This window comes from Kocuria sp. KRD140 (assembly GCF_017168375.1).
GTDB lineage: Bacteria > Actinomycetota > Actinomycetes > Actinomycetales > Micrococcaceae > Kocuria > Kocuria marina.
In genome coordinates, this window is record NZ_JABFAW010000009.1 from 660542 (window position 1) to 676595 (window position 16054).

17 protein-coding genes and 2 tRNA genes are annotated in these 16054 nt (G+C 69.7%); 12 read left to right on the plus strand and 7 right to left on the minus strand.

Annotated features, from left to right (window positions below):
- Position 1: 1 nt before the first annotated feature.
- From J1M36_RS11690 to J1M36_RS11715, 6 genes are all read left to right on the plus strand, one after another.
- On the plus strand, positions 2-1321 hold the full coding sequence (locus J1M36_RS11690; protein WP_193519821.1) for a deoxyguanosinetriphosphate triphosphohydrolase: 1320 nt from the start codon (positions 2-4) through the stop codon (positions 1319-1321).
- Positions 1318-2652, plus strand: a complete 1335-nt coding sequence (locus J1M36_RS11695; protein ID WP_342358345.1) for an aromatic acid/H+ symport family MFS transporter — start codon at positions 1318-1320, stop codon at positions 2650-2652. The genes J1M36_RS11690 and J1M36_RS11695 overlap by 4 nt, the downstream gene beginning before the upstream one ends.
- Positions 2653-2851: 199 nt before the next feature.
- The gene (dnaG, locus tag J1M36_RS11700; RefSeq protein WP_206479761.1) at positions 2852-4822 is read left to right on the plus strand and encodes a DNA primase; all 1971 of its coding nucleotides are present in this window, start codon (positions 2852-2854) and stop codon (positions 4820-4822) included.
- Positions 4823-4929: 107 nt separating this feature from the next.
- Positions 4930-5005 (plus strand) — tRNA-Asn (locus tag J1M36_RS11705).
- 141 nt (positions 5006-5146) lie between these two features.
- A complete protein-coding gene (locus J1M36_RS11710; protein ID WP_206479763.1) occupies positions 5147-5422 on the plus strand; it encodes a hypothetical protein in 276 nt (91 codons plus the stop codon).
- Positions 5423-5686: 264 nt separating this feature from the next.
- Complete coding sequence (locus tag J1M36_RS11715; protein ID WP_206479765.1) at positions 5687-6049, plus strand: hypothetical protein; 363 nt, start codon at positions 5687-5689, stop codon at positions 6047-6049.
- On the opposite strand, the gene J1M36_RS11720 is transcribed toward J1M36_RS11715, so the two are convergent.
- Together J1M36_RS11720 and J1M36_RS11725 are read right to left on the minus strand one after the other, a co-directional pair.
- Entirely contained in the window at positions 6018-6641 is a 624-nt protein-coding gene (locus tag J1M36_RS11720; RefSeq protein WP_206399340.1) for a response regulator transcription factor, read from the minus strand. The two genes, J1M36_RS11715 and J1M36_RS11720, sit on opposite strands and share 32 nt — an antisense overlap.
- Entirely contained in the window at positions 6562-8007 is a 1446-nt protein-coding gene (locus J1M36_RS11725) for a sensor histidine kinase (protein ID WP_241247076.1), read from the minus strand. Before J1M36_RS11725 ends, J1M36_RS11720 begins: the two co-directional genes overlap by 80 nt.
- Before the next feature lie 254 nt (positions 8008-8261).
- On the opposite strand from J1M36_RS11725, the gene J1M36_RS11730 reads away from it, so the two are divergent.
- On the plus strand, positions 8262-9377 hold the full coding sequence (locus J1M36_RS11730) for an ABC transporter permease (RefSeq protein WP_064846734.1): 1116 nt from the start codon (positions 8262-8264) through the stop codon (positions 9375-9377).
- Between the two features lie 44 nt (positions 9378-9421).
- Positions 9422-10222, plus strand: a complete 801-nt coding sequence (locus J1M36_RS11735) for an ABC transporter ATP-binding protein (RefSeq protein WP_064846733.1) — start codon at positions 9422-9424, stop codon at positions 10220-10222.
- Between the two features lie 21 nt (positions 10223-10243).
- Here the strand turns inward: J1M36_RS11735 and J1M36_RS11740 are convergent, their stop codons facing one another.
- The 4 genes from J1M36_RS11740 to J1M36_RS11755 form a co-directional block, all read right to left on the minus strand.
- On the minus strand, positions 10244-10435 hold the full coding sequence (locus J1M36_RS11740) for a hypothetical protein (RefSeq protein WP_064846732.1): 192 nt from the start codon (positions 10433-10435) through the stop codon (positions 10244-10246).
- Between the two features lie 182 nt (positions 10436-10617).
- Positions 10618-11043: a hypothetical protein gene (locus tag J1M36_RS11745; protein ID WP_206479767.1), complete on the minus strand. Its 426-nt coding sequence runs from the start codon at positions 11041-11043 to the stop codon at positions 10618-10620.
- Between the two features lie 90 nt (positions 11044-11133).
- The gene (locus J1M36_RS11750) at positions 11134-11517 is read right to left on the minus strand and encodes a M20/M25/M40 family metallo-hydrolase (protein WP_206479777.1); all 384 of its coding nucleotides are present in this window, start codon (positions 11515-11517) and stop codon (positions 11134-11136) included.
- 8 nt (positions 11518-11525) lie between these two features.
- Complete coding sequence (locus J1M36_RS11755) at positions 11526-11819, minus strand: hypothetical protein (protein ID WP_206479792.1); 294 nt, start codon at positions 11817-11819, stop codon at positions 11526-11528.
- A 241-nt stretch (positions 11820-12060) separates the two neighbouring features.
- Here J1M36_RS11755 and J1M36_RS11760 point away from each other — a divergent pair, with 241 nt between their 5' ends.
- The 4 genes from J1M36_RS11760 (at position 12061) to J1M36_RS11775 (ending at position 15481) form a co-directional block, all read left to right on the plus strand.
- Positions 12061-12972, plus strand: coding sequence for a phage holin family protein (locus J1M36_RS11760; protein WP_206479800.1), 912 nt, complete (start codon positions 12061-12063; stop codon positions 12970-12972).
- A 239-nt stretch (positions 12973-13211) separates the two neighbouring features.
- On the plus strand, positions 13212-14162 hold the full coding sequence (locus J1M36_RS11765; protein WP_241247077.1) for a DMT family transporter: 951 nt from the start codon (positions 13212-13214) through the stop codon (positions 14160-14162).
- A gap of 21 nt (positions 14163-14183) precedes the next feature.
- Positions 14184-15338, plus strand: a complete 1155-nt coding sequence (locus J1M36_RS11770; RefSeq protein WP_206479803.1) for a glycosyltransferase — start codon at positions 14184-14186, stop codon at positions 15336-15338.
- A gap of 69 nt (positions 15339-15407) precedes the next feature.
- Positions 15408-15481, plus strand: a tRNA-Ile gene (locus tag J1M36_RS11775).
- Positions 15482-15511: 30 nt separating this feature from the next.
- On the opposite strand, the gene J1M36_RS11780 is transcribed toward J1M36_RS11775, so the two are convergent.
- Positions 15512-16054 (minus strand): M23 family metallopeptidase (locus J1M36_RS11780; RefSeq protein WP_342358346.1); only part of this gene is annotated, 543 nt, incomplete at its 5' end.

Here is a 16054-nt window from a genome sequence, read left to right on the forward strand (position 1 = left end):
ACTGCACACCCCCGACCGTCTGGCGATCCTGCCCCCGGGCTACGAGCCCACTGACACCGAGCGGTTCGTCGCCGAGAACCACCACAACCGCCATCGCAGTCACTTCGAGCGGGACCGCGCGCGCGTGCTGCACAGTTCCGCGCTGCGAAGGCTCGCGGCCAAGACCCAGGTGGTCTCGCCGCAGTCGGACGACTTCGTGCGCAACCGGCTCACCCATTCGCTCGAGGTCGCCCAGATCGGGCGCGAGCTGGGCAAGGCGCTCGGGTGCGATCCGGACGTCGTGGACGCCGCGTGCCTGTCCCACGACCTCGGTCACCCGCCGTTCGGGCACAACGGTGAGACGGCGCTCGCGCAGCTGACCCGCGGGATCGGGGGCTTCGAGGGTAATGCCCAGACCCTGCGCCTGCTCGTGCGGCTCGAGCCCAAGATCATCGCGCCGTCGGGGGAGCCCGCGGGGCTCAACCTTACCCGCGCGACACTCGACGCCACGTGCAAGTACCCGTGGAGCGCGGCGGACGCCCCGCCCCGGCCGGACGGGCGCCCCAACCGCAAGTTCGGAGTCTACGAGGACGACCTGCCTGTGTTCGAGTGGTTCCGCGCGGGCGCGGTGCCCGGACGCAAGTGCATCGAGGCCCAGGTCATGGATCTCGCGGATGACATTTCCTACAGCGTCCACGACGTCGAGGACGCGGTCGCGGCCCACGCCCTGCAGCTCGAGAACCTCACGCAACCCGCGCACCGCCACCGGGTCATCGAGTGCACCCGCAGCTGGTACCTGCCCGCGGCCACGGAGGACGAGCTCGACGCCGCGCTGTCCCGGCTCGAGTCCTCATCCGTGTGGATTCCCCGTCTGCACGGGACACGCGCGGATCTGGCACGACTGAAGAACATGACGAGCCAGTTGATCGGCCGGTTCGCGATGTCCGCGGTCGCGGCCACCCGGGACGTGGCCGGGGACGACCGGCTCACCCGGTACCGGGCGTCCCTCGTGGTCCCGCGCGAGACGGAGCTGGAGATCGGGGTGCTCAAGGGCATCGCGACCGCGTTCGTGATGACCGTGCGGGACGCCCTGCCCCTCTACGACAACCAGCACGAGATCCTCACGATCCTCGTGGACGCCCTGATGCAGACGGACGGGCGGTTCCTGGCCCCCGAGTTCGCCGCGGACTGGCGTGCCCTGGGGGACGGCCCCGGCAGTGAAGCCGCCCGGTTGCGGCTTGTGGTCGATCAGATCGCGTGCCTCACGGACCGCTCCGCGGTCGCGCTGCACGACCGGATCCGGGGCACCAACTGGCGCACGGGGGACAAGCCGCTCTGGTGAGGTCCGGCGGCATCGATTCTGCGCCCCACATCTCGTCCCTGGACGGTTTCGACGCCGTGGTGCTCGGCGCCGTGATGCCCGCCCTGCTCGCGGACCAGGCGTGGGGGATGACCACCGGTGAGGCCACCGCGGTCGCGACCGCCGGTCTGTTCGGCATGATGGTCGGCGCCCTGGGCATGGGCTACCTCACGGACCGCTGGGGCCGGCGCAAGATGCTCATCGGCGCCGTGATCGTATTCTCGGTGCTCACGTTCGCCGCCGCGTTCGCCCCGACCGTCCTGTGGTTCGGCATCCTGCGCTTCCTCGCGGGCCTGGGCCTGGGCGGTTGCCTGCCCACCGGCATCTCCATGGTCACCGAGTTCTCCCGCCCCGGCCGCGGCTCCAACGCCACCACGGTCATGATGACCGGCTACCACGTGGGTGCCGTGCTCACCGCAGCGCTTGCGATCTGGGTGCTGTCCCACTTCACGTGGCACACCATGTTCATCGTGGGCGCGCTGCCCGCCCTGATCCTCGTACCGCTCATGCTCGTGTTCCTGCCCGAGTCCCCGTCCTACCTCGCGTCCAAGGGCCGCCTCGAGGATGCCCGCCGGGTGGCCGCGCACTACAACGTGCCTCTGGAGATCGGCGACGCCGCCCCCGCGGCCTCGGGCGCGCGCGGTGCCGCAGCGCCGTCGGCCCAGGTGGTGGCCGAGAAGAAGGGTGCGGCCCTACTGTTGAGCGGCACGTACGCGCGCAACTCCGTGGTGATCTGGATCGCGTCCTTCATGGGTCTGCTGCTCGTGTACGGGCTCAACACGTGGTTGCCGCAGATCATGCGCGCCGCGGACTACGACCTCGGCAACGCGCTGGGCTTCCTGCTCATCCTCAACGTGGGCGCCGTGGTGGGGCTGTGGATCGGTGGCCGCGTGGCGGACCGGATTACCCCCCGCATCGCGAGCATCATGTGGTTCGCGGCCTCGGCCGTGCTGCTCGCGGCCCTCGCGATCCGGCTGCCCGTGGCCGGGATCTACGTCATGGTGTTCCTGACCGGGTGCTTCGTGTTCTCTTCCCAGGTGCTCGTGTACGCGTTCACCGCGACCAACCACCCGCCGCGCGTGCGCGCGACCGCCCTGGGCATGTCCGCCGGGGTGGGGCGTCTCGGCGCGATCAGCGGTCCCATCGTGGGCGGCACGCTGCTGGGTGCCGGGCTCGCGTACCCGTGGGGCTTCTTCGCGTTCGCCGCGGTCGGTGCCCTGGGCAGCCTGGCCATGGTCGGCTCCAAGACCGTGGGTGCCCCGGACCGCCGCATGGTGGTCGGCGGGAACGACGACGCCCCGGCGGCTCGCTGACCCCGCGCCCTGTTCGTCGCAGGACCGTTCGGTGACGCCGTGGCCGGAGTCATCGCGTGTCCTCGCGGGCCCGTTAACCAGTCGTTCCGGTCCGCTGCAGCGGCTCCCGCACGCTGCGCCACGAGCGCACCGTGCGGGGGCCGCTGCACATCCGTGACGAGTGCGCGATCCGGTTTGACGGGGTGCCTAAACTGGCCGAGTGGCCGGACTGATCAAGCGTGAAGACATCGACGAGGTCCGTGCGCGCACGGACCTCCGCGAGGTCGTGGAACAGTACGTGACCCTCAAGCCCGCGGGCATCGGTTCGTACAAGGGACTCTGCCCCTTCCACGACGAACGCACGCCGTCCTTCCACGTGCGCCCCCAACTGGGCACGTACCACTGCTTCGGGTGCGACGAGTCCGGGGACGTCATCTCCTTCCTCATGGAAATGGACCACACGCCGTTCTCGGAGACCGTGGAACGGTTGGCCGCCCGAATCGGGTACGAGCTGCACTACGAGCAGGGTTCCGCATCCAACCGGGAGGAAGTAGGGCGTCGACAGCGGTTGCTCGACGCACACAAGGTGGCCGCGGAGTTCTTCCAACGCAACCTCTACACCCGGCAGGCCGCCGCGGCCCAGCGGTTCCTGGGGGAGCGAGGTTTCGATCACGACGCCGCTCGCACCTACGGGATCGGCTACGCACCGCAGGGGTGGTCCCACCTGTTGCAGCACCTGCGCAATCACGGGTTCACGGACCAGGAACTCAAGCTCACCGGCATGGTCTCGGAGGGCAACCGCGGACTCTACGACCGGTTCCGGGGGCGGCTGATCTGGCCCATCCGCGCGGTCGCGGGGGAGGTCATCGGGTTCGGGGCACGCAAGCTCTACGACGACGATCCCGGCCCCAAGTACCTCAACACCCCCGAGACCCAGCTCTACAAGAAGTCCCAGGTGCTCTACGGCATTGACCTGGCCAAACGGCCGATCGCCAAGACCAAACAGGTCGTGGTCGTGGAGGGGTACACGGACGTCATGGCGTGCCACCTGGCCGGGATCACCACGGCGGTGGCCACGTGCGGCACCGCGTTCGGCGCGGACCACATCAAGATCGTGCGCCGGTTCCTCTCGGACGACTCCGCCGGGGGAGAGGTCGTGTTCACGTTCGACGGCGATGCCGCCGGACAGAAGGCCGCGCTGCGCGCCTTCCACGAGGACCAGCGGTTCGTGGCCCAGACCTACGTGGCGGTCGAGCCCCACGGGATGGATCCGTGTGACCTGCGCCTGACCCGCGGGGACGTGGCCGTGCGTGATCTCGTGGAGTCCCGCACCCCGCTGTTCGAGTTCGCCTTGAAAGCCACGATCCGCGAGTACGACGTCAACAGCCTCGAGGGTCGGCTCCGCGCCATGCGGGCGTGCGCCCCGATCGTGGCCGGGATCCGTGACCCCGCCCTGCGCCCCGCGTACGCGCGGGAGCTGTCCGGGTGGCTGGGGATCGAGACGGACGAGGTGCTGCGCGCCGTCGACGCCGCCTCCCGCAGTGAGAACGGCCGGGGAGAACCGGGGCGGGGGCGCGGTCAGGGGTCGACCCCGGACCGTCCGGATGCTCGTGGCCACCGCGGTGACTCGGCCGGATCGAGGCATGGCTCGGGGCCTGTCTCCGGGCCTGGCTCAGCCCCCGGTGAGAACCACCGGCCCGAGGCGCCCGAGCTGCCGGATCCGCGCGAACCCGTGTCCCGGATGGAACGGGAGGCGCTCGAAGTGGTGCTCCAGCTCCCGGACCTCGTGCCGGACGGCTACTGGGAGCATTTCGATTCCGCCGGCATGACGTACCGGGTGCACCAGGTCTTGCACGATGCCGTGGTGGCCGCCCGCGCGGACGAGGACTATCACGGTGAGGGCGGTCGCACGTGGCTCGAACACGTGCGCGCCCACCTGCCCGAACCGCTGCACGGCTACCTCGCACAACTGTCCGTCACGCCGCTACCCGCGGCCACCGAGCAACAAATGCGCAACTACGCGGTGGGCGTGCTCACCTCGCTCGTGGAGATGCACATCAACCGGGCGAAGTCGGACAAACTGGCCCACCTCAACCGGTTGAACGCGCAACGGGAACCCGAGCTGTACCAACAGCTCAACCGCGAACTGCTGGACCTCGAACTGCAGCGGCGCAGCCTCACCGGGGTGTGACCCCGACTCAGAGGGGTGTGGCGCTTGCGGGTGGTGGCGGGGATTCGATTTGAGGAAGCCGCGACGGGGCGGTAAAGTATCGTCTCGTTGCGCAGCAGTGCGTACATTCCCCCGTAGCTCAATTGGCAGAGCATTCGACTGTTAATCGAAGGGTTACTGGTTCGAGTCCAGTCGGGGGAGCCACCACGGAGGCCCTCTTCCAGTACGGAAGGGGGCCTTCGTCGTATCCAGGGCGGCGCCCGCCTCCGGGAGCCGCCGCGGCCTAGTAGACTCGGCGGCTGTTCCGTATGTGCGGCCCACGACTCAGCCGGGTGACCCGGTTCCGTGACTCTGGCTTCTCGCCGATTGTGCGCCGTAGCGGCGCTGTTGTACTCGGTGTGGGTCCTCTATCCGCTCGTGAACCGGGAACTGCACCCGTGGACGTCCTTCGTGTCCGAGTACGTCGTCGCGGACCCCCCCGGGGCCACCGTACTGCGAACCGTGGACGCAGAGGTCGGGGTGGTGCTCACCGGGGTGACGGCGTTCTCCTCTGCGCGGCTGCGGACCCTGTGGCGCGCTCTCCCGAACGGTACGCGAGGGACGAACGGGCCCGCGAAGTGATGTCCTCTCGCAATCGCGGTGTGGCTCATCGCCGCGGCCGGTGTGCCCGTCGCCCAGCGGTTGCGCTCACGGGAACTCGCAACGAAAAGGACAACGGTTCCGCGCCGTCGGGCATCGGGGATCATGTCAGCACCCACGAAGTTATGGGCGGCCCCGTACGGATCCTCGATGCGGGCTCCGGGCCGGTCATCGTGTGCTGCTCCGGCGTGGCGTGTGGTGGGCCCCGTCGTGGCCGGGCGACTCGTGCCCGGACGCGGACGCCTCATGCGTTCGTGGCCGCAGCTGCGCGTAGATCTGACATCCCCGAACTTCCTCATGGGGTCCCTGCGGGAACTCGCGGGCTACGTGGCGTGCATGAACCGGTTGCAGGAACTGGCCGCCCATACGCCCCTGGACCCGGAGCTGGACGTCCTGGTGGTGGCCGCGAACGGACGGCTGCCGCGGATCGGGACCACCCGGTGGGTGCGCCATGTGCTCGCCCGGGCCACCTACCTGTCCCGGGAAGCGCCCGTGCACACGATCGTGTTGCGACGACGCAGCGGTCACTTCGTCATGGTGGATCACCCCGAGCGGATCGCCGCGGTGATCGCATCCGTCAGATCAGGTGTTCTTCCCGCGCACGGTTGACCGCCGCCGTCCGGTTGTCCACCCCGAGCTTGTCGTAGATGTGTACAAGGTGCGTCTTCACGGTAGCTTCCGAGATGAACAATTCCTTGGCCAGGGCCCTGTTGGACGCGCCCGTGGCGAGCCCGCGCAGGATCTCGATCTCCCGCGCGCTCAGCGACGTGCCGGGGGAACGCACCCGCTGCATGAGCCGCGCCGTGACGGAGGGGGACAACACGGGGCGGCCCGCGGCGGCGTCGTGCACGGCGGCACCGATGGTCTCGGGCTGCGAGTCCTTGAGGAGGTAACCGGTCGCGCCGGCCTCGAGCGCGGCGACAATGTCCGCCTGGGTGTCGTAGGTCGTGAGGATCAGCACCGGGGGCCCGCCCGCCGCGACAATGCGCCGGGTCGCGTCCAGCCCGCCCATCCCGGAACCCATCTGCAGGTCCATGACCACCACGTCCACGGAGCCGCCCGCGTGGGACAGCATCTCGAGCGCCACGCGTCCGTCCGGCGCCTCGGCGCCGACCACGATGTCACCCACCGATTCGAGCACCGCGCGCAGCCCGGCGCGCACCACGGGATGATCGTCCACGAGCAATACGCGGGTGGTCATGATCTCCATTCGGCAGGGGGCGGGTGGCTTCGGGCGCGGGCAGGGGCAACCGCAGGTTCACAGCCGTTCCGGCGCCGGGTTCGGACTCCACGGTCAGGACGGCCCCGAGCTCGTGCGCGCGGCGTCGCAGGTGGGCCAGTCCGAAGCTGTCGTTGCGTGCGTCGTCGGCGGCGGAACGCGGTCTGAAGCCCGCGCCGTCGTCCACGACGTCCAGCGTCACGGCGTCGTCCCAGCCCGCGAGGGTCACGACGGCGCGTGACGCCCGCGCGTGCGAGGTCACGTTCGCGAGGGTGGACTGCGCTGCCCTCACGAACAGGGTGCGCTGCGGGGCGGGCAGTTCGGGGACGGCACCTTCCACCGTGAACTCGCACGTGAGCGGCGCGCCCACGGCGCGGGCCGCCTCCCGGGTGCGGTGACACACCTCCGCGAGGACGGCGGGCAGGGAGTCACCCGGTGCCGGTGCGGCGAGGTCCCGTACGAACCGACGCGCCTCCGCGAGGTCGGCCGCGGCCGTGTCCTCGATCGTGGCCAGTTGCGCGCGGGCCGCGTCGAGCTCCGCGCGCTCCAGCGAGCGCTGTGCGGCCCGTGAGACTAGCACGATCGAGGTCAGGCCCTGGGCCAGGGTGTCGTGGATTTCGCGGGACAACCGGTCGCGCTCGGCCATGGTCCCCGCGTCCCGTTCCTGGCGCGCCAGCTCAGCTCGCGTGGATTCGAGATCGCGGATCGCGCGCACGTGGCGGCGGGTGTCCTCGTACAGTGCGCGGTACCCGAAGCTCACGAGCAGCGCGACAATCGCACCGATCGCGGGTCCGAGCGCCATTCCCGCCGCGAACGCCCCCGGGGCGGCATGTAGGTACTGGGAGAGCACCACGACGCCGGTGAGCACCACGATCGCGACCAGCGCCGCCGCGGTGGGCAGTACCACGGGGCACAGGAAGAACAGGGGGAACGCGACCCACGAGAAGTCCGGGCTCAGCAGGGCCAGCGCGGCCCACAGCGCCGCGATGAGACCGAGCCACCCGGGACCCCACCGCAGGGATTCCCGGCTCGCACGACCCCGCGCCACACGGTTCTCCACCAGGGTCCCCGCGAGGTAGACCGCCGCGAGCAGCACGCTCAGTCCCAGGACGACGGCGATCATCGCCCCGCCGCCAGGGGCCCGGCTCAGGTGCAGCACCGCGCGCACGGCGGCGAGCACCAACAGCGCCGCGAAGCTCACGTGCAACGTGACCCGCAGGGCGCTCAGCACTGCGGGGGTGGAGAGGTCCTCGCGCACTCGGGGGCTCCTTCCGGGTCGTGCGGTGGTCGTGTCATCGGGTGCTGCGCCGGGGACGGCGTCGTCGTGGCCGGGTGACGAGCGCGTCATCGAAGCGTGGTGCCGATGGGGGCGCGGCATCCCGATCTCAGCACGGTGTACTGCTCCGGGCAATGCCGCCGCAGCTCACGAGACAGCCCGACCTCCCGCCATGCTACGCACGGGACGAGCGCGCCGGGTCAACCGATTGGTTGAGCGCGGCATCCCCCGAGGGGCTGGACGGTCTCCACCCGCGGGGCGATCCACCGGCGGCCGCGTCCCGCGAAGCTTGAGGGGAACAGTTTCTCGACCCATCGGAGATCACCATGTACCTGTCCCTACGGGACATCACGTTCGCCAAGGGGCGGTTCGCGTTGCTCGCGACCGTCGTGGCCCTGATCACGCTGTTGCTCGTACTGCTCACCGGGTTGACCAACGGGCTAGGCCACCAGAACACCTCGGCCCTGGAACGGTTGCAGGCGCAGCGGTTCGTGCTCAGTGCCCCGGCGGGGGACGCGTCCGACCCGTCCTTCACGACGTCCCGGATCACCGCGGACGAAACGCGCGCGTGGCGTGACACCGTGGGCGCGCACCACGTGGAGCGGCTCGGCCTCGTGCAGACCACCGCGCGGGCCGGGGACGGGGCGAACTCCTCCGCCGACGCCACATCGGCCACCTCCGTGGCCGGTGTCGCGCTCGAACCGGGCTCGCGGCTCGCGCCCGGGCTGAGCGCCGTCAACGGGGTCACCCACCCACAGGACGGCGCCGCCGTGCTCAGTGAGACGCTGGCTCGCGAGATGAACGTGGGCGTGGGGGACGCGGTGACCCTGGCCGGCACGTCCCTGAAGGTCACCGGGGTCGTGGCGGACGAGTACTACAGCCACGTGCCGGTCGTGTGGCTCAGCATGGGGGACTTTCCCGCCGTGGCCCACACCGACGACCCCGAGCAGGCCACCGCCCTGGCCCTCACCACGGACACCGTGCCCGAGGGGGTCACGGAGCGCACCGCAACCGTGGCCATGGACACCGGGGACGCCTTCGCGGCGCTGCCCGCCTACGAGTCGGAGCAGGGCTCGCTGCGCATGATGCAGGGCTTCCTCTACGGCATCAGCGCCCTGGTGGTGATCTCCTTCCTGACCGTGTGGACCATCCAGCGCACCCGGGACATTGCTGTGCTGCGCGCTCTCGGCGCGAGCCGTGGTTACGTGGTGCGGGATTCCCTGGTCCAGGCCGTCGTGGTGCTCACGATCGGCGTGCTCGTGGGCGGCGGCCTGGGGATCGCCGGCGGTGCGCTCGCCGGGTCCGTGGTCCCGTTCGTGCTGAGCGCTGCGACCATGGCGCTGCCCGTGGCCGGTGTCCTGGCGCTGGGACTGATCGGGTCCGTGCTCGTCGTGCGCCGCGTGTCCACCGTGGATCCGATGATCGCCCTGGGAGGCAACTGAGCATGCATTCCGATCGTCACCCCCGTCACCGCGCAGGAGACCCCATGGACAACCACACCGCAGCGGCACGCCCGGACGGGCCGCATGAGTACTCGACCGATGATCCCGCCCTCCGGGTGACCGACCTCTGCCTGGAGTACCCGGACGGCACGGACGAGCAGGGCGAACCCCGCACGGTGCGAGCTCTGGACCGTGTGTCCCTCGAGCTGGCCGCGGGCACCATGACGGCGCTCGTGGGCCCGTCCGGGTCCGGCAAGTCCTCGCTGCTCGCCGTGGCCGCCGGGTTGGTCCGCCCGAGTTCCGGCTCGGTGTCCGTGGCGGGCCGTCGGCTCGAGGAGCTCCCCGAACGCGAACTCGCCGGGGTCCGCCGGGAGCACACGGGCATGGTGTTCCAGCAACCCAATCTCCTGGCCTCGCTGACCGCCCGCGAACAACTCGTACTCGCCGCGCACGTGGCCGGGGCCAGGGGCAAGGAGCTTGCGCGGGCCCGCGCTCGGGCGGGCGAACTGCTCGCACAGGTGGGGCTCGAGAACTGCGCGGACCGCCGCCCCCATCAGCTCTCGGGTGGGCAGCGTCAGCGCGTCAACATCGCCCGGGCGCTCATGAACAGGCCGCACCTGCTGCTCGTGGACGAGCCCACCGCGGCGCTGGACCACGCGCGGTCCCACAGCGTCATGGAACTGCTCGCGGATCTGACCCACACCTTCGGCCTGGCGTCCCTCGTGGTCACGCACGACACCGAGTTCGTCCCCCTCGCGGACGCATGCGTGAGCATGCAGGACGGTCACCTGGACACGGAACAGGCCACGACGGCGAGCGGTCGCGTCGCTGCCACCGTGGCCTGACGGGCCCTCTCCCGGCGGGGCTCACCGCCGGGAGTCGGGTCGGCCCGTGGTGCCCGCGGCCGCGTCCACGCCCGCGTGGGGTTCGCCCGGGGGTGTCGTGGCGTCCGCATCGGGCCCCGCCGCGCGCGGACCCTGCGGATCGAGCGGGGTGCGGGGTTCCCGGAGCAGGAACGGAGCGAGACCACCGAGCACGAGCAGTGCACCCAGTACCACGAACGCGGTCGTGCCCCCCCGGCGTCTACGACGGCGCCGATCACGAACATGATCAGCATGAACACCTTCTCGTTGTTCTCGAACCACTTCTTGACGACGCCGGGCCCGGTGGAGGTGGCGATCCACAACGAGAGCCCGTAACCGAGCATCACGACCATGTACTGCCACCCGGTAGGGGTGATCTAGAACTGTTGCGAGTACATCGTGGCGAGCCAGGTCAGCAGCCCCACGCCCACCAGGTTGTTGAGCAGCAGGCACAGCCCCAGCACCAGGGAGTTGCGATTCTTCCAGGCGTCGAGGATCGAGACGTCCTTCTTCGCACTCGAGTTGGCACCCTCCTCCGTGCCTGCCGCGGCAGAGGACGACGCCGCGCCGTCGCCCGGCAGCTCCGGCGCCGCCGGCACGAGCGTGACGAAGATGCCTTTCTGGGTGCTCGTGAGATTCATGGTCGGGTGTCCGTCGTACGCGGGAGTGGAACGTGGATCATTCAGGGCCATCTGCACCTCCGTGCGCACGCCGGCCTCGAGGGCCTCTTCCCTGATGCCGAACTTGGGGTGGTGGTTCATGGAGGGCAGCCGGTCCTCGGCCATGCCACCGCCCAGGAACACGAAGCACGCGGGGACCTCCCGCGCGAAGTACGCGAAGTCGTCGGAGGCGGACGTGCCCGGGCCCCAGGAGACTTTGTCCTCGCCCAGGGCCTACACCGCGGCGTCGTAGCCGATCTGCGCGGCGACCAGCACCGGGTCCGCACAGTTCTGCGGCATGGAAGCGCGGGAACCCTGGCCCTTGATGGTCGCGAAGAAGCCGCCCGCCACTGTGGAGGTGACACCCTTGCGCACGGAGATCGTGCCGGTGGCCTGGTTCGCCATGTGCACCCCGAAGATCGCGTCCCCGCCCTCGAGCACGCCCTGACCCACGAGCTCCTTGGCGCCGCCCGGGGGAGTCTCCTCTGCGTGCTGGAAAATCAGCGTGACGGCGCCGTCGAAACTGTCCGTGAGGCCGCTCAGCACCCGGGCCGTGCCCAGCACCCGGGCCGTGCCCAGCAGCATGGCCGTGTGGCCGTCATGACCGCACGCGTGCATGACACCGTTCACCGTGGAGGCGAAGGAGTCCCCGGTCTCCTCTGCAAAGGCAGGGCGTCCAGGTCCGCGCGCAACGCCACTGTGCTACCCGGCCCCCGGCCCTGGATCAGTACCGTCACCGAGGTCTCGGTGGGGCGCTCGGGGGAGAGGCCAAAGCTCGGGAGTGTCTCCACCACGAAGTCGGATGTCGCGTGCTCCTTGTAGGACAGCTCCGGGTGGGCGTGGATGTGGCGGCGCCAGTCGATGACGTCGGACGCGGGGACCTCGATCTGCGGGGCCGTGAACCCTCTCGAAGAAATCACCCAAAAATAAGATCTTTGGTGAATCATGCGTGATTTTGAATAGCTCACAATGTTGACTTATGTGGAGGAATCTGCTTTCAATGAACGATTTCAGTTTTCCACAGCCCCCCGTGGTTGACCTGCTCCGAGCCCCGTCACGCCCGAGGTGTCGCGCCCGTCCCTGCCCGCTGGGCGCGCGGCCGAATGGTATTTTGAAATCAGATCAACCGTTCAGCACCACCACGTACTCATCGGAGGCGGCATGAGCCATGCAGTGGACCCCAACAGCGGTCACTCGTCCGGCAGCACCGGGCATTCATCCGGCCACACAGGACACACGTCCGGGGCAAGAACTCGCACCACCACGAAGCCGGGTGCCGCGTCCATCATGGACGTCGTCAAGGTCTTCACCCGATTGCTCCCCAAGCAGCTCAAAGATGAGGCCCAGCTCGCGTTCCTGGAGCTCAAGGAGAAGGGCATCAAGGTGGGCGTGGGCGCCGCGCTCGCGGTGGTCGGTCTCGTGTTCCTGGGGCTCGCCGTCATCGCCCTGATCGGTGCCGCCATCGCGGGCCTGTCCCACGTGATGCCCGCGTGGCTGGCCGCGCTGTTGCTCGCGCTGCTGTTCCTCATCATCCTGGCCGTGCTCGCGCTGATCGGGGTCGCCAAGATCAAGAGCGCGTTGCCGCTCATGCCCGAGAAGGCCCTCTTCGGGCTGCGCTACGACGTCGGTGTGGTCAAGGAGGGCTCCGCGTACAATGAGGGCCGTGTCCAGCGTGAGATGAACGAGACCGAGCAGAAGAAGCAGCGGGAGAAGGAGGAGGCGGCCAACGACCTCAACCAGGTCAAGCCCGTCAAGCCCACCGAGGAGCAGTTGCGCCACCGCCTCAAGCTGCGCCGCGAGCACCTCAAGAGCCTGCGCGACGACGCCCAGAACCGCGCCGATTCCGTCCAGGCCGCCACGCAGGGCTTCGTGGACCGCACCCAGCGCACGTTCACCCAGACCCAGGAGTCGGTCAAGCAGACCTTTGCGTCCAAGGGGGGCTCCCAGGGGGTCCGTCCCGCCGGTTCCACGTCCGCCCAGGACGTCCTGAGCGAGCGCTGGCAGCCCCTCGCGGTCGCTGTGGCCGCCGGGTCCGCGTTCCTGGTGTTCCTGCGCAAGCTGCTCAAGAAGTAATCGGGTGCGCGGCTCGCGTGAGTCGCCAGCCGTGCCGGAGGCCGGGTCGCCATCGTCGCGACCCGGCCTCCACCGTGTCCGGGGGCGTACTCGGGTGCGCGACTCCTCCGGCTCCGGTGCGTCTCATCCGGCGGTATGGGATCCCTCGTGCCCCGGTGCGAACATGCGGTGAACTCCCAGGCCCGCCGCGCCCCCGAGCTCTACGATGAGACCGTGACGGAGGACGTGATGAATCGGTGATGCAGTGGATCGCGGTGGCTCTGGCACTGAGCTCGGCGGTGTGCCTCGCGCTCGGTACGCAGACGCAATCCGTGGCGGTCACCGGGCACACCGAGGGACCGTTGACGCCGCGGGGGCTGTGGCCCCTCGTGCGCAATCTACGCTGGCTCAGCGGACTCGCGCTGCTGGGCCTCGGAACGGTGCTGAACGTCGCGGCGCTCTCGCTTGCGACCGTGACCGTGGTGCAGCCCATCGGGGTGATCGCACTCGTCATCACCACGCTGTTGCACGCCCGGCACCGCCACCTGATCATCAACCGTGGCACGTGGCTCGCCGTAGCCCTGTGCAGCGTGGGTGGAGCCACGTTCGTGGTGTGCGCCGTGATCGGGACGGATCCCACCCACGTACCCGGAACGCGTGCCGAGAACACGGTGGTCGCCCTGCTCTTGGGCCTCGTGGTGCTCATCGGTGTGTGCGAGCTATTCGTGCGCCGGCACCGGATCAGCATGTTCTACGTCTTGGGAGCGGGGCTCCTCTACGGCTTCGTGGCCGTGCTCGTCCGGTTGACCGCCACCACCATCACGTCCAGCGGGCTCGCGGACATCCGGTGGACCAGCGTGCTCATGATCGTGGTCGCCGCCGCGCTGGGCGGGTGGATGGTGCAGTGCGCGTACTCGTGCGGACCACCGGATCTCGTGATCGCCGGGCTCACCGTGGTGGACCCCATGGTGGGTGTGGCCCTGGGTCTCGTGGTCCTGGGAGAGGCCGGTGACTCCTTCACCGGGGCACTCGGCACGGCCATGGGGCTCGCGGGTCTCGTTGCTATAGTCGGCGTGGTCGTGCTCTCGCGACACCACCCCGAGGTCCTGCAACGCCGGGCGGCCGCACGCGCCCAGCAGGACGCGGTGACCAGCGGGGCGGTTGCGGACACGGCGACACCCCGACGAACCGAACGCGCCACCGATCGCTGATCCCCTACGGAACACAAGGCCTTGAGAATACTGATCACCGCTGAGACCTATCCGCCCGACATCAACGGTTCCGCGCAGTTCGCCCGCCGCCTCGCGCGCGGCATGCTGGAACGGGGTCACGAGGTCCACGTCGCAGCACCCATGCCCACGAGCGGCCCGTCCCGGATCATGGACGACGCCGGGGTGACCGAGCACCGGTTCCGCTCCCACCACGCGTTCACCCACCCCTACTTCCGGTTGTGCTTCCCGTGGGAGATCGTGCGGGAGGTCGCGCGGTTGTTCGACGACGTCCGCCCGGACGTGGTCCACGTCCAGTGCCACTACATCCTGGGCCGACTCGTGGTCCGTGAGGCCGTGCGCCGTGGTGTCCGGGTCGTGGGGACCAATCACTTCATCCCCGAGAACATCGAGCCGTTCCTGCCGTTCCCGCAGTGGTTCGTGCGCGGCTACCGCAAGGTCTCGTGGTGGGACATCGCCCGCGTGTACGGCCGCTGCGACGTCATCACCGCACCCACGCCGCTCGCGGTGCGCACCATGGTCGACAACGGTGTCCCCGATCGGGCGATCGCGGTGTCCAACGGGATCCAGGCCGGTGACTACGAAGCCGCCGCGGGGGAGCAGATCGAGCACCCGGACCACCCGATCGTACTGTTCTGCGGACGCCTGGCCGTGGAGAAGAACGTGGACGAACTCATCGAGGCCATGGCCCTGATCCCGCGGGAGAAGAACGTCCACGCCGAGATCGTGGGGGAGGGGGAACAGCTGGACCGGCTCGTGAAACTCGCACACGAACACGGTGTCGCGGACCGGGTCCACTTCCTGGGGTTCCTCACGGACGAGCAGCTACGCACGGCCTACCTCCGCGCGGACGTGTTCTGCCAGCCCGGGACAGCGGAACTGCAGTCCCTCGTGACGCTCGAGGCCATGAGCGCCTCGACCCCCGTGGTGCTCGCCAACGCCCGCGCGCTGCCCCACCTCGCGGACGAGGGGCGCAACGGGTACCTCTTCTCCCCGGGCAATTCCGGGGACCTCGCGACCAAGCTGCAACTGGTCCTCGATGCCCCGCCCGAACAGCGGCGGGCCATGGGCGAGCGCAGCCGGGACATGGTGTCCCGCCACTCCTTCGCCAAGACACTGGATACGTTCGAGCGGCTCTACACCGGCGGGGAGGCGTGACGGGCCCTGCGACGCCGCGCATGCGGTAGCGTAGGGCGGCGACCTCGACATCCGTTCGCGGTCGCACAGGGGGCGGTAGCTCAGCTGGTCAGAGCAGAGGACTCATAATCCTTTGGTCGTGGGTTCAAGCCCCACCCGCCCTACAGGACATGCCACGCCGGCTCACTGTGGTCTCACTCACCGGGGACCGGCAACAACACCGACGGCCGCAGGTCCGCCACGAATAGCAACGGGTTCACGTACTCCCCGTTCTCCCGCACACCCCAGTGCACCGCATCCCCGCCCGGGCCGTGGCCGGGAGTGGCCACGCTGGCGATCACCTGCCCCCGGCTCACCCGGTCACCCACTCGCACGGACGAGGACACCGGCTCGAATGAGGACTTGTGCCCCTCGCCATGCTCCACCGTGAGGACCTCCCGGTCCACGACGACACCCACGAAACTCACGACCCCGTCCTGCGGTGCACGTATCGGCGTGCCCGGGGGAGCGTGTAGATCCACACCCCGGTGGCCGGGCAGCCACTTCTGTGCGGGAGCCTCGAAATGCCGGCTCACCGACGGGCGCGGGGACACGGGCCAGGCCCAGTCGGGAGAGGCCCACGCCGCGGGGTGGGTCAGCAGCGAGCCAAGCGCGAGGACCGCGGCCATCACAGCGCAGTACACGGCGTGGTGCGGGGACCGTCCGGGCGGGCGTGCGGGAAACGGCGGGTGCACGGG